Below are 13,366 nucleotides of genomic sequence, written 5' to 3' on the forward strand. Positions count from 1 at the left end.
TCGGCGCGGGTCGCACGCGTTCTGCGACGATCCACCCCGTGATCGACTGGTGGTCTGTCGGAACATGCACACGCAGCGACTGCGTGCGCAACGAACGACATCCCACCCGTCGAACGACGAGTGGGATGTCGGAACATGTACGCGCATCGGCTGAGATGCGCCGGCGTCAGGCGCTCGCGGGCACCTTCGCCGACACATCGGACAGGGTCTGCAGCTCGTCGGCGGTGAGCTCGAGCTCCGCCGAGGCCAGCAGCGCCGGCAGCTGCTCGGTGTTCCGGGCGCTCGCGATCGGCGCGACGACGTCGGGCTGCGCCTGCAGCCAGGCGAGTGCGACGGTGGCGATCTCGGAACCGTGGGCATCCGCGATCGAGGACAGCGCGTCCACGACGGCGAGCCCCTCGTCGGTGAAGTAGCCGGACACCTGGCCCTCGCGGTCCTTGCCGGCGAAGTCGTCCTTCGAGCGGTACTTGCCGGTCAGGAAGCCCGCGGCGAGCGAGAAGTACGGCACGACGCCGAGCCCGTGCTCGTGCGCGAGCGGTGCGATCTCCGCCTCGTACGGCTGGCGGGTGACCAGGTTGTAGTGCGGCTGGATGGCGACGGGCTGGGCGAGGCCGTTCTCCGTCGCGATGCGGATCCACTCCGCGGCGCGGTCCTTCGAGTAGTTCGAGATCGCGGTGTAGCGGACCAGGCCGTCCTGCACGAGCTGGTCGAAGGCGCGGACGGTCTCCTCGAGCGGGGTCGACTGGTCGTCGAAGTGCGCGTAGTACAGGTCGATCCGGTCGGTGCCGAGGCGCTCGAGGCTCGCGCGGGCAGCGGCGGCGACGGTGTCCGCGGCGAGGCCCTGGAACTCCGGGTGCTGCGAGCCCTTCGTGGCGATGACGACGTCGTCCCGCTTGCCCGAGGCGCGCAGCCACGAACCGATGACCCGCTCGGACTCGCCGCCCGAGTTGCCCGGCGCCCAGGCCGAGTAGACGTCCGCGGTGTCGATGAAGTCGCCACCGGCTGCGGTGTAGGCGTCGAGGACCTGGTGCGAGGTCGACTCGTCCGCCGTCCACCCGAAGACGTTGCCGCCGAGGGCGAGGGGGAACACGTGCAGGTCACTGGTACCGATGCGGGGCATGCGGAGGTCCTTTCGTGGTCGGAGGTGCGGTGGGAGCGAACCGCACGTCTCCCGACGCTATGCCCCGATGCTTGACACGGCCCCGGCGCGAGGGGCTTCGATGGACGGATGACCACGCTCACCGATGCCCTCGCCGACCCGCGATCCTCCGCCCGGCTGCAGGCGGTGATGGCCGCGGGGACCACCCCGGACCCCGCGGACCTCGAGGTGCTCGTCGCGCAGTGCGCCGTCGAGCCGGACTTCTTCGTCCGCGACATGCTGACGTGGGCGCTCACCCGGCACCCCGCCGACGACGTCGTCGCCCGCGTCCTGCCCGAGCTCGAGCGCCCCGAGCCCCAGGCCCGCAGCCAGGCGCTCCACACCCTGTCGAAGATCGGCGACCCGGACGCGTGGCCCGCGGTGCGCCCGCTGCTCGAGGACCACGACGACGAGGTGCTCCGCGCCGCCTGGCGCACGGCCGTCGCACTGGTGCCGGACGACGAGCGGGCGTCGCTCGCGCGGACCCTCGCCGTGCAGCTCGGCATCGGTGACCGCGAGCGTCGGCTCAGCCTGTCGCGTGCCCTGGTGGGACTCGGCGAGGACACCGTCGGACCGGTCCTCGCCGCGGCCGCGGACCGGGCGACCGACGCCGTCCGGGAGCACGTGCACGAGACCGAACGGCTGCTGCACGACCCCGGCGTCGCGTCCGAGTACGCGCTCGAACGGGCTCGGCGCGAGGTCGCCCTCGGCCGGACGCGCTCCGTCAAGGGCTAGGGCAGGCGGGCGCTCCCGGCCGGGAGCGCGGGGCGGTCGCGAACCGTCGCTGTCACGGTGGTGGGGTGGGCGCGTCGCGCGGTCACGACACCCCGTGGGCGGGGTGCCGAGTGGTCGCGAACGGTCGGTTGCGGGGCTGCCGGGCGACAGGTGGTGACCGCTCGGCGGACGTGAGCGGGGTGTCGTGACCGGTGGGGGCGTCGGACGGGAGGCGCGTGGCGGTCGCGCGCCGGGCCTCCCGTCCGTCGCCACGCGGGTTCGCGGGCCGCGGTGCGGTCGCGACGCCCCGTGCGTTGGGTGCCGAGTGGTCGCGAACTGTCGGTTGCGGGGCTGCCGGGCGACAGAAGGTGACCGGTCGGCGGAAGTGAGCGGGGTGTCGTGACCGGCAGACCACCCGACTGACCCGCCCGCGCACGCCGTGCGGTCAGTCGCCGTCGGGTGCGAGCCAGATGGAGGACGCGGCGGCGGCCGGCAGGTCGACGAGGGACTCTGAGCCGTCGGTCGCCCGCCGCGACACCGCGATGACGCCGGCGTAGTCCCGCACCCGCTCGACCCGCAGGTGCGTGCCCAGCCCCACCCCGAGCTCGTCGAAGTACCGCAGCAGTGAGGGGTCGTCGTCCGAGACCCGGTCGACGGTGCCGCACGCTCCCGGCTCGATCGCGCCGAGCAGGGTGCCGGGGGAGTCCGGCACGATGCCGTCCGCCCCGGGGATCGGGTCGCCGTGGGGGTCGTGCGTCGGGTGGCCGAGGTCGGCGTCGACCCGGTCGAGGAACTGCTCGGACACGGCGTGCTCCAGGGCCTCGGCCTCGGTGTGGACCTCGTCCCACGAGTAGCCGAGCCGCTCCACCAGGAACGTCTCGATCAGCCGGTGCCGCCGGACCATCGCCACCGCGACCTGCTGCCCGAGCGGGGTGAGCACGACGCCGTAGTACGGGGTGTGCTCGATCAGGCCGTCGCGGTCGAGCTTCTTGAGGTTGCCCGACACCGTCGACGCCGACACCTTCAGCGACGCCGCGATGTCCCGCGTCGCCAGGCCGGGCCCGCCGCGCTCGCTGGCCTTCCAGATGAGCTTGACGTAGTCCTCTGCCATGGTGGACAGGGAGGGCAGGCGCATACCGCCAATCGTACGACCCGCCTGGTACAACCAGCAGATGACCACCACCGCCCCCGTCCGAGCCCGCCGCCGTCGCTGGCCGGTGCCCCCGTCGCTGCTGCTCGGGCTCGCGCCGATCGTGGTCTTCGCGGCGATCAGCGCCTGGCGGTCTCGGCCGAGTGACGACTACGCGACCCTCGCGCAGACGGTCGACAGCGTCGTGCACGCCCTGGTCATCCCCGAGGGCATCGCCGTCGTGGCACTCGCCCTGTTCGTCACGGCGCTCGGCTGGTGGCGGATCGCCACGGTCGACCCGGTCCGGACGCGGCTGCGGTGGACGATGCTCGCACCGATCCTCGTGCTCGTGGTGTGCGTCGTCCGGCTGCCCCTGATCGACTGGACGGCGCTGCCCGCGCACTACTTCCTGCTGCTCGCCGTCGGGGTGCTGTTCGTCGGGGTCTTCGAGGAGCTGATGGCCCGCGGGACCCTGCTCGTCGGGCTGCGACGGCGCCTGCCGGAGATGGGGGTGTGGGCCGTGTCGTGCGCGCTGTTCGGGCTGCTGCACCTGCTCAACGCGCTCGCCGGTGCCGGGATCGGGCCGACGCTCATCCAGGTCGTGTTCGCGGCGTCGTTCGGGTCGACGCTGTACGTCGCGCGCCGGCTGACCGGCTCGCTGCTCGCCCCGGTGCTGCTGCACGCCTTCTGGGACTTCGGGTCCATCGGGTTCTCGGCGACCGCGGACACGGGCGACTTCGGCAAGCTGACGCTGCTCGGCCTGATCGGGCTGTTCTCGTTCGGGGTGCTCGCGTTCGGCATCGTGGCCGGCGGGGTCATCGCCTGGTACGACGACCGACCCCGTCGGCTCGCGAAGCGGTGGCGGACGGTGCCGCCGATGGCGGCCTTCGCTCTGGAGGCCCGTGGCGCGTCCCACGAACCGGCTGCGGCGGGTGCCGCGGTCGCGTCCGGTGCGGGGGTCGACGCGCGGTAGCGGCCGCGCCGACGCGCGCGGTCGCGTGCGACCGGCTAGAGCTCGACCTCGAACGGCTCGGTGCGCACGAGCTCGTGCACGCCGGAGATGACCTCGCTCGGGCGGAACGGGTACCGGTCGATCTCGGCCTGGTCGCTGATCCCCGTCATCACGAGCACGGTGTGCAGCCCGGCCTCGATGCCGGCCTGCACGTCGGTGTCCATGCGGTCGCCGATCATGCCGGTGTTCTCGGAGTGGGCACCGATCCGGTTCATCGCGGAGCGGAACATCATCGGGTTCGGCTTGCCCACCACGTAGGGCTGCTTGCCGGTTGCCTTCTCGATCATCGCCGCGATGGCACCGGTGGCCGGCAGGACCCCCTCGGCGCTCGGGCCGGTGGCGTCGGGGTTCGTCACGATGAACCGGGCACCGGCGCGGATGAGCCGGACGGCCTTGGTGATCGCCTCGAACGAGTAGTTGCGGGTCTCGCCGACGACGACGTAGTCGGGAGCGGTCTCGGTCATGATGAACCCGGCCTCGTGCAGGGCGGTCGTCATGCCGGCCTCACCGATCACGAACGCCGAGCCGCCGGGCATCTGCGACTTGCAGAAGTCGGCTGTGGCGAGCGCACTCGTCCAGATCCGCTCCTCGGGCACGTGCAGGCCCGAGCCCCGCAGTCGGGCGCTGAGGTCGCGCGGCGTGAAGATCGAGTTGTTCGTCAGCACGAGGAACTCGGTGCCGTCGTCGAGCCACTGCTGGATGAGTTCCGGCGCGCCCGGGAGCGCCTGGTTCTCGTGGACGAGCACGCCGTCCATGTCGGTCAGCCAGCACTCGACGTCGTCTCGGGTCGCCATGGCCCTCACCCTACTGCGCAGGGGTTCAGGCCCGGCTCGTGGCCGGCTCGGAAAGGGCCGGGAGGCCCGGGGCGGCTCTTGCGCGCTGCTCCGAGACCCGAGAAGGTCGAGACACCGAACCGCGGTCGGCTTTTGCCCTACGCTTTTCGGGACACGTACCGAATCAAGGAGGCCCCTCGTGCTCGTCGAACCCGGAACCCCGTCCGCCGCGCCCCGACCCACCCCGGTGTCGGAGACGGAGCTCGAGGTGACGCCGCGACGACGCCGAGGCCGCCCGAACGTGCTCTCCCGCGAGCAGGTGATCGACGCCGCCACGACCATCGCGAACGAGGACGGCCTCGACCGGCTGTCCTTCCGAGCCCTGGGTGTACGGCTCGGGGTCGCCCCGATGACCGTGCACCGGACCATCGGCGGGCTGGACGACCTGCACGCCGAACTCGTCCGCCGAACCGTCGACGAGTTCACCGCCACCTTCGTCTGGCCGGACGAGTGGCACGCCGTCGTCCGCACCTTCGCCACGACGTTCCGCGACCTGATGCGCACCCACCCGCTCGTGCTCGAGTCGCACAGCCAGCGCGCCCCGCTCGCCTCGACCGAGTCCGACGCCGTCGTGGCGAAGGTCGTCGGTGCCCTGCAGGACGCCGGGCTGCCGCCGGCCGAGGCGATGTACACCTTCTTCGTCGTCTACGACTTCGTGGTCGGGCACGCCGGGGTGCAGGTCGGGCGCGGGGACTCCGAGGCCGGCCGCCCCGAGCGGCACCGGCTGGTGGGCGAGATCCTCGGTGAGCACTCCTACGACGACCGGTTCGCGCTCGGCCTCGACATCCTGATCGCCGGCATCGAGTCGCGCATCGCCCACGGGGCCGGCACCGCCTGAGCCCGCGGCGCCGCCGGGCGCGGCCGTCGTCGGGCCGGTGCTGTATGCGCCGTACGCTGGTCGGGTGACCACTGCGCCCGAACCGTCGCACGAGCTGACGACCAACGGGGTGGGGCCGCACCCGGAACCCTGGCCCGACGACCCGAGGCTCGACCCGGAGCTGCTGGCCGCGGGGGACTCCCGGAACGTGCTCGACCGCTACCGGTACTGGTCGATGGACGCGATCGTCGCCGAGCTCGACACCCGACGGCACGCGTTCGACGTGGCGATCGAGAACTGGCAGCACGACCTGAACATCGGGTCGATCGTGCGGAGCGCCAACGCCTTCCTCGCCGGCACCGTGCACATCATCGGACGACGCCGGTGGAACAAGCGCGGAGCGATGGTCACCGACCGGTACCAGCACGTCCGCTACCACCCAGACGTCGAGGCCTTCCTCGCCGCGATGGCCGAGGAACAGCGTCCTGTCGTCGCGATCGACAACACCACGGGTGCCGAGCGCATCGAGACCGCGACGATCCCGGAGCGCTGCGTGTTCCTGTTCGGGCAGGAGGGCCCCGGGCTGACCGAGCAGGCGGTCGCCGGTGCCGACGCACACCTCGAGATCACGCAGTTCGGGTCGACGCGGAGCATCAACGCCTCGGCGGCGGCCGCGATCGTCATGCACTCGTGGGTCGTCCAGCACGCGGAGTTGCCCGGCGCGACTTCGTGAGCAGAAATGGTCGGGTACGGGTCCTGGACCCGACCATTCGTGCTCACGAAGCGGGCGGGGCGGAGGCGGGGCGGGCCTCCCGGCCGGGGTCCGTGCTGACGCGTCAGCGTGCGGCGGTGGTGCGGCGCGCGACCAGGCGGGGTTCGACGAGGAGTTCCGTGGCGGCGATCCGCGGATCGGCGATGCGGGCCAGCAGGCGCTCGCCGGCGCCGCGGCCGATCTCGACACTGCGGTCGTCGATGCTCGTCAGGCCGACGTACCGCATCGCGGCCACCGGGGTGTCGTCGTAGCCGATGACGGAGACGTCCTCGGGGACGCGCAACCCGCGTTCGGCGAGTTCGGACAGGGCGCCGAGGGCCATCACGTCGTTCGCGGCGAAGACGGCGGTGACGTCCGGGTGCTCGTCGAGGAGCATGCCGAGGGCGCGGGAACCGGCCTCTTCGGTGGGTTCGCCGGGCAGCACCGTGGTGACGACGGACGCACGTGTCGCCGCTGCCTGCTCGAAACCGGACTGGCGTTCGGCCGAGGCCGCCGAGCTCGCACCGACGAACCCGAGTCGGGTGTGGCCGAGGTCGAGCAGGTGCTGCGCCGCGATGCCGCCACCGGCGTGGTCGTCGTTCGCCACGGTGTCCGCGCGGGGGATCGCCACGCGGCCACCGGCGATCACGAGCGGCATCGAGGCGGGGATCGCGAGGTCGGTGGTGGGCTCGCCGGCGATCACGATGCCCTCGACGCGCATGGAGAGGAAGCCCTCCACCGGAGACGCATCGAGCCCCGTGTTGAGGAACCGGTCGGCGACCACGAGCCGGTGCCCCTGGTCCTGCAGGCTCTCGCGCAGACCGGTGAGCAGGTCCACGAACCACTGGTTGCGGAAGTCGTCGAGCACCACGCCGATGGTGCGGCTGCGCGTGCCGGCGAGGGAGACCGCGGCGGTGGAGGGGCGGTAGTCGAGCTCCTGGATCGCCTTGAGCACGGCGGCCCGGCGCTGGTCGCTGACCCGGGGGGAGCGCTGCAGCACGAGGGAGACGAGGGACTTCGAGACCCCGGCGCGTGCGGCGACGTCGTAGATGGTCGCGGGCTTGCCGTCTCCCATGATGCGCTTCGACCTCCGTTGGCTCGTGCGTCGATCGTAGCGGTTGACGTGACATGGGCCGGCGGTGGGGGTGTGCGGTCGGTTCGCTTCGTGAGCAGAAATGGTCGGGTGCGGGGCGGCGACCCGACCTCTTCTGCTCACGATCCGCGCGTGGCTGGTCCTCCACACGGGAGGCCCGGGGTGCGTTGTGCACAGAAGTCGCGTTCGGCGCGCGGGCGGTGGGCGCGGGGCGCGAACGTGGTCGTCATGCGAGCACGACCACTTCCGACACCGCTGCGCGGGCGCGCGTTCGACGTCGGTGCCGCCGACCGCGCGGGCGTCTCCCGACAACGACTCCGGCGGCGTGACCTGATCCGGCCGACCCGGTCGATCCGATGGGCACGTGACCGTCCGCCCGACCCGGTCCACCGGATCCGGGCGTTCCGGCCGGTCCTGGTTCCCGGGCAGTTCATCAGTCACGTCTCGGCGGCGGTCCTCTGGCAGCTGCCGGTCCCTGCCGCGGACGACGGACCGGTGCACGTCACGAGTCCCGTGCCGACCGCACAAGCACGACGCCACGGGGTCGTCGGGCACCGCATCACGCCGGACCGTGCCCGGGTGACGGAGCGGTGGGGCATGCCGACGAGCACACCCGCGGCGCTGTGGGTGGACTGCGGTGCGATGCTCTCGGTCGACCAGCTTGTCGTGCTCGGGGACGCCATCGTCACGGAACGACGGTGCGGGACGACGATCGACGATCTCGCTGCCGCCGTCGCCCTGGCCGGAGCGCGATCGGGTGTCCGACGATTGCGCGTGGCACTCGAGCTCGTGCGGGTGGGGGCCGGGTCGCCACAGGAGACCCGAGCACGGCTGGCGATCGTCCGCGCGGGGCTGCCCGAGCCCGAACTGCAGGTCGACGTGCTCGACGAAGCCGGGCGGTTCGTCGGCCGCGTCGACCTGGCGTACCCGGAGTACCGCATCGTCATCGAGTACGAGGGTGACCACCACCGGACCGACGCCGAGCAGTGGGGCCGTGACCTCCGCCGCTACCGCGAGATGGAACGACTCGGCTGGGCGGTCGTCCGGTGGACGAAGTCCGACCTGAACCACCCGGCGTTCGGCGCGGTCGGACAGCTGAGGTCGCTGCTCGCTCGTCGGGGGTAGCGTCCGCGGCATGGCGACGTTGCTCATCACCGGAGCCGCGGGCCGGATCGGGAGCGCCCTGCGTCCTCGACTGCGGTCCGCGGGACACGACCTCGTGCTGCTCGACGAACAGCGACCCCACGATCCGATCGTCGCCGGGGAACGGTTCGTGCCCGGTTCGGTGAACGACGCGGCGGCGGTGGACGATGCGCTCGCCGGGGTCGACACCGTGGTGCACCTGGCGGGCATCCCGACGGAGGCCGCCTGGGACGACCTGATCGCGGCGAACCTGACGGGCACGAAGAACGTGCTCGAGCGGGCGGCCGCCGCCGGGGTGCTCCGGGTGGTGCAGGCCAGCTCGATCCACGCGGTGGGGCTGGTGCCCGAACCCCTCGACCAGCCGGGGAGCGTGCCCGGCGACCGGCTGCCCCGTCCGGACACGTACTACGGCGTGACGAAGGCCGCGATGGAACTGCTCGGCAGCCTGTTCGCCGACCGGTACGAGATGTCGATCGTGTCGGCGCGGATCGGCGCGTTCGGTGCGCTGCCGCCGACGACCCGGGGGCTGCTCATGTGGACCTCGCCCGACGACCTGACACGCCTGGTCCTCGCGACCGTGGCACTCCGCGACCCCGGGCACCACGTGGTCTGGGCCCTGTCGCGGAACACCGGGTCGCCGGCTGATCTGTCCGCCGGGGAGCGCATCGGGTTCCACCCCCTCGACGACGCGTCCGCCGTGCTCGATGCGGACGCTCGAGCAGCCCTGCCGACCGACGACCTGAGCACCCTCGGCGGCGGGATGGTGCACCAGCCGCTCGGCGAACGCACTTCGTGAGCAGAAGAGGTCGGGTGACCTGATGCCACCCGACCTCTTCTGCTCACGAAGTGTGCGCGCGGGCACCCGGCGCGCCCGAGCGCCCGCGCCGCCCGGCGCCCGCGCCCCCGCGCCCGCTACCCGATCAGGCTCGGGCGCAGGTCGCGCAGCGTGCGGGAGCGGGTCTGCCGCGCCGTGACCACGAAGGACACCAGGAGCGCCCCGAGCAGCCAGCAGAGCAGCACGCCCGCGTCCGACCACGCGGCGCCGAGGTTCCCGCCGTACATCGTCTGCCGGATCGCGTCGACCGAGTACGTCATCGGCAGCGCGAAGTGCAGCGCCGCCAACGGCCCCGGCAGCGTCTGCCACGGGAACGTCCCACCGGCGGTGACGAGCTGCACGAGCATCAGCACCAGGCCGAGGAACTGCCCCACCGATCCGAGCAGCACGTTGAGCGCCATGATGATCGCCGCGAAGGTCGCCGAGGCCAGCACCATGATCCCGATCGTGCCGCCGACGTGCACCACGTTCAGGTCGAGGGCGAAGCGCACGATGAAGAACAGCGCCACCATCTGCACCAGGCCGAGGAGCGCCGGGGTCAGCCAGCCGCCGAACACCACCGCGAGGGGCTTCCGCACCGCCGTGATCGCACGCTTCGAGATCGGCTTGAGGATGAGGAACAGCGCGTACATGCCGATCCAGGCCGCGAGCGAGATGAAGAACGGCGCGAGGCCTGCACCGTAGTTCGACGCGGCGGCGACGTTGTCGTCCCCGACCTTGACCGGGTCGGAGATGACCGAGGCCTGCGACGCACGCTCCGAGGCGTTCGACGCCGGGATCTTCGTGCGGCCCTCGTCGAGGGACGACGCGAGCTTCGACGAGCCGGTCGTGAGCTTGTCCAACCCCGATGCGAGTGATGACGCGCCCTGGTCGGCGGTCTTCGCACCGGTCGCGAGCTGCGACGCACCGGACGACAGCGTCGGAGCGGCCGAGGCCAGCTTCGATGTACCGGCGGCCACCTTCGACGCGCCCGACGAGACCTTCGAAGCACCGTCCGCGGCGGTGGCGATGCCGGACGACAACTCCGGGGCCTTCACGGCGAGCTTGCCGGTGCCGGCGGCGAGCGTGTCCGAGCCGTCGGAGAGCTGCTGGATGCCGCTCGTCAGCGCCGGGGCCTGCTCGGCGAGCTGGGAGGCGCCCGCGGACACCTGCGCGCTGCCGGTCTTGAGCTTCTGCAGGTTGCCGGACAGGTCGCCGGCACCGGTACCGAGCTCGGTGCTGCCGGCCTGCAGGTTGTCGAGCCCGGCGAGCAGCCGGGTCTTCTGTTCCTCGGAGAGCACCGTGGAGGCTTGGACGACGGGCTTCAGCGACGCGACGAGTTCCGGCGACTGCGCAGTGAGCTGCTGGACGCCCGCGATGAACGGTGCGGCCTCGTCGGCCAGCGTGGCGTTCCCGGCGGCGACCTGCGACGCACCAGTGGACAGGCGCGCAGAGTCGGAGGGAAGCGAAGCCGTCTGGTCACGGAGCTGGTGCAGCCCGGACTGCAGCTGCTGCGCCCCACTGTCCAACTGCTGCGTCTGCGACGGCAGCGCCGCAGTCTGCTGCTGCGCGCTGGCCAGCCCGGACGCCAGGGTCGACGCCCCCGACGCCACCTGCTGCGCCCCGCTGTCGAGCTGCTGGGTCTGCGACGGCAGGTCGGCCGTGCCGGACGCGAGCTCCGCCGCACCGGACGACAGCTTGCCGGTGCCGTCGGCGAGCGTGTGCGCACCACGGTCCGCCTTCTTGGTCCCGGAAGCGAGCTCATCGGCACCGTCGACGGCGTCACCGAGGCTGTCGCGGACGTCGGCGAGCCCGACGAGCAGGGTCTTCGCCGCCTGCTTGCCGACGCGCTCGGCGACGGCGGTGCGCATGGTCTTGCCCGCCTGCTCGGCGATGGTCGAGGCCAGGTACGAGTTGGTGTCGGCCGTGGTCATGACGAGCTTCGCCTGCGTCGGGTCGTCGGACTGCGCGGACACCAGGTGCTCCGAGAAGTCGTGCGGGATGGTGACGACGAAGTCGTACGTGCCGTTCCGGACGCCGGAGCGGGCATCGGCGGCGCTGGTCTTCGTCCACTTGAAGTCGGCGCCGTCGATGGCCTCCTTCGTGACGTCCTTGCCGTAGTCGACGTGGTCGCCGTCCAGCGTCGCACCGGCGTCGAGGTTCACGATCGCGGCGGGGATCTGGTCGAGCTTCGCGTACGGGTCGCGGTTCGCCCACAGGTAGGCGCCGCCGTAGAGCAGCGGCACGATCATCAGCGCGATGAACGCCAGGCGTGCGAGCGGGGTAGCGGTGAGCCGCGCGAGTTCTGCGCGGACGAGCGAGGTGGTGGTCACTTCTGTGCCTCCGTCGGGACGGTTGCGGATGCTTCGGTGACGGAAGGAGCGGCCGGGAGGCCCGGCTCGGTTCCGTCGGTTCGGGCCACGTCCTCGGGGTCCTCGGTCTGGGGCGTCGCGAGCGTCGCGACGTCGTCGTGCGGTTCGACGTCGTCGTGCGTCTCGACGCCGTCGTGCGTGTCGATCGTGTCGAGCAGGTGCTCGACGGTGGTGGCGGCGGCCTTCGAGGTCACGAGGACCACGGTCACGCCCCGCCGTGCGACGTCGCGGACCACCTGGAACCAGTCCTCGACGGCGCCGCCGTGCCGCTCGGGCGAGGTGATCACGATGCCGGTCACACCGTCGCGCAGCAGGGCGAGCTCGACGAGCAGCCGGACGCGCACGACGGTCGGCACCCGCTGCACGGCGGTGTCGACGTAGCCCCGCAGACCGAGCTCGTCGAGCACGGTGTCGACGTGCTCGCGGTTCGGGCGCTGCCCGGCGAACGCGAGCTCCTCGCGCACGATCTGCTTGAGGGTCATGACGGGGAAGGGCTCGGCGACCCCGGGGGTGTCCACGAGGGCGAACGAGCGCCGGACGGCTGCCGGGTCCTCGTCGCCGTCGAGCAGCAGCCGGCCGGTGTCGGGCTGCATGCGGCCACCGGCGACGAGTGACGCGAGCACGGGTGCCTGCTCGGTCTCGACGGCGAGGACCCCGGGGCGTCCCGGGGCGGCGACGGCGGAGACGACGGGCAGGGGTGCGCCGGGCTCCTCGCCGATGCCGACGTGGTCGAGTTCGAGCGTCATGCGTGGTCCTTCGGGGCAGGAGTGGGAGCAGCGGGTTCGGAGAGCAGTGCCGTGCGCCAGTCGATGCCGGCCATGCCCAGCGCCGACACCACCACCATGCGCCGTCCGTCCTCGTCGCTCGTGCCGGAACGGGTGGCCTCGTCGAGGACGGCGATGCACGCACCCTCGACCAGACGGCCGAGGGTCTCGGGGTCGACGTCGTCCCGCATGGCGCCGTCGGCGATCCCGAGCGCGCACGCCTGGCGTACCTGTGAGCGCAACGGCGCGAACACCTCGGCGACGGGTTCGGCGAACGGGCTGCGGACGGCGACCCGGGCCATCGAGCGGACGTGCGACACCTCGGTCCAGAGCGTCACCGCGATGGCGGCGAGACGTGCTGCCGGCGGGAGCTCCTGCAGGTCCGATGCGGTGGGCATGGCTGCGGCGATCCGGGCGGCACCGGCGGTCACGACCTCGCGCACCAGGTCGTCGCGGGAGGGGAAGTGTCCGTACACCGCACGGCGCGAGAGTCCCGCAGCCGCGGCGATCGTCTCGATCGAGGCGTCCGGGTCCTGCTGCAGACAGGTCTTCGCCGCGTCGAGGAGGGCTGCCCGGTTCTCCGTGGCGTCGCGGCGGGGCGCGCGGGAGGGCTGCTCGGTGGTGGTCACGCACCCCATCGTAATAACGTGCACACGGGTGTGCAACTTAACAGGTTCCGGCCCCCGGACGAGGGGAGTCCCCCAAAGTGCGGACTGTCTTCCCTGAGAACGAACGCATAGCTTCACAGGAATCTCATGCGAACCACGGACTGAGCCAGGAGTGCCC

General features: G+C 72.1%; 13 protein-coding genes. 6 read left to right on the plus strand and 7 right to left on the minus strand.

Going from position 1 to position 13,366, the window contains the following annotated elements; all coding sequences use genetic code 11:
- Positions 1 to 166 precede the first annotated feature (166 nt).
- Entirely contained in the window at positions 167 to 1,120 is a 954-nt protein-coding gene (locus DEJ06_RS10025; RefSeq protein WP_111029748.1) for an aldo/keto reductase, read from the minus strand.
- A 108-nt stretch (positions 1,121 to 1,228) separates the two neighbouring features.
- Here DEJ06_RS10025 and DEJ06_RS10030 point away from each other — a divergent pair, with 108 nt between their 5' ends.
- The gene (locus DEJ06_RS10030) at positions 1,229 to 1,873 is read left to right on the plus strand and encodes a HEAT repeat domain-containing protein (protein ID WP_111039189.1); all 645 of its coding nucleotides are present in this window, start codon (positions 1,229 to 1,231) and stop codon (positions 1,871 to 1,873) included.
- A gap of 424 nt (positions 1,874 to 2,297) precedes the next feature.
- On the opposite strand, the gene DEJ06_RS10035 is transcribed toward DEJ06_RS10030, so the two are convergent.
- Positions 2,298 to 2,987: a metal-dependent transcriptional regulator gene (locus DEJ06_RS10035; RefSeq protein WP_027464846.1), complete on the minus strand. Its 690-nt coding sequence runs from the start codon at positions 2,985 to 2,987 to the stop codon at positions 2,298 to 2,300.
- Positions 2,988 to 3,024: 37 nt separating this feature from the next.
- On the opposite strand from DEJ06_RS10035, the gene DEJ06_RS10040 reads away from it, so the two are divergent.
- Entirely contained in the window at positions 3,025 to 3,954 is a 930-nt protein-coding gene (locus tag DEJ06_RS10040; RefSeq protein ID WP_181436770.1) for a CPBP family intramembrane glutamic endopeptidase, read from the plus strand.
- 35 nt (positions 3,955 to 3,989) lie between these two features.
- Here DEJ06_RS10040 and DEJ06_RS10045 read toward each other — a convergent pair whose 3' ends face one another.
- Positions 3,990 to 4,787: an HAD-IIA family hydrolase gene (locus DEJ06_RS10045; protein ID WP_027464991.1), complete on the minus strand. Its 798-nt coding sequence runs from the start codon at positions 4,785 to 4,787 to the stop codon at positions 3,990 to 3,992.
- A gap of 178 nt (positions 4,788 to 4,965) precedes the next feature.
- On the opposite strand from DEJ06_RS10045, the gene DEJ06_RS10050 reads away from it, so the two are divergent.
- Entirely contained in the window at positions 4,966 to 5,664 is a 699-nt protein-coding gene (locus DEJ06_RS10050; protein WP_163343243.1) for a TetR/AcrR family transcriptional regulator, read from the plus strand.
- Between the two features lie 64 nt (positions 5,665 to 5,728).
- Complete coding sequence (locus tag DEJ06_RS10055) at positions 5,729 to 6,376, plus strand: TrmH family RNA methyltransferase (protein ID WP_111029753.1); 648 nt, start codon at positions 5,729 to 5,731, stop codon at positions 6,374 to 6,376.
- Between the two features lie 103 nt (positions 6,377 to 6,479).
- Here DEJ06_RS10055 and DEJ06_RS10060 read toward each other — a convergent pair whose 3' ends face one another.
- On the minus strand, positions 6,480 to 7,469 hold the full coding sequence (locus DEJ06_RS10060; protein ID WP_111022781.1) for a LacI family DNA-binding transcriptional regulator: 990 nt from the start codon (positions 7,467 to 7,469) through the stop codon (positions 6,480 to 6,482).
- Positions 7,470 to 8,000: 531 nt separating this feature from the next.
- On the opposite strand from DEJ06_RS10060, the gene DEJ06_RS10065 reads away from it, so the two are divergent.
- Positions 8,001 to 8,612, plus strand: coding sequence for an endonuclease domain-containing protein (locus DEJ06_RS10065; protein WP_146245825.1), 612 nt, complete (start codon positions 8,001 to 8,003; stop codon positions 8,610 to 8,612).
- Between the two features lie 10 nt (positions 8,613 to 8,622).
- Positions 8,623 to 9,426: an NAD(P)-dependent oxidoreductase gene (locus tag DEJ06_RS10070; protein ID WP_111039193.1), complete on the plus strand. Its 804-nt coding sequence runs from the start codon at positions 8,623 to 8,625 to the stop codon at positions 9,424 to 9,426.
- 116 nt (positions 9,427 to 9,542) lie between these two features.
- On the opposite strand, the gene DEJ06_RS10075 is transcribed toward DEJ06_RS10070, so the two are convergent.
- Genes DEJ06_RS10075 through DEJ06_RS10085 form a run of 3 tightly spaced genes read right to left on the minus strand, consistent with a single transcriptional unit; the run spans position 9,543 to position 13,209 of the window.
- On the minus strand, positions 9,543 to 11,777 hold the full coding sequence (locus tag DEJ06_RS10075) for a YhgE/Pip domain-containing protein (RefSeq protein ID WP_111039194.1): 2,235 nt from the start codon (positions 11,775 to 11,777) through the stop codon (positions 9,543 to 9,545).
- Positions 11,774 to 12,562, minus strand: coding sequence for a hypothetical protein (locus DEJ06_RS10080; RefSeq protein ID WP_111039195.1), 789 nt, complete (start codon positions 12,560 to 12,562; stop codon positions 11,774 to 11,776). The genes DEJ06_RS10075 and DEJ06_RS10080 overlap by 4 nt, the downstream gene beginning before the upstream one ends.
- Positions 12,559 to 13,209, minus strand: coding sequence for a TetR/AcrR family transcriptional regulator (locus DEJ06_RS10085; protein WP_111033721.1), 651 nt, complete (start codon positions 13,207 to 13,209; stop codon positions 12,559 to 12,561). Before DEJ06_RS10085 ends, DEJ06_RS10080 begins: the two co-directional genes overlap by 4 nt.
- Positions 13,210 to 13,366 lie beyond the last annotated feature (157 nt).

Origin of the sequence: Curtobacterium sp. MCLR17_051 (assembly GCF_003234395.1) — a bacterium.
GTDB classification, from domain to species: domain Bacteria; phylum Actinomycetota; class Actinomycetes; order Actinomycetales; family Microbacteriaceae; genus Curtobacterium; species Curtobacterium flaccumfaciens.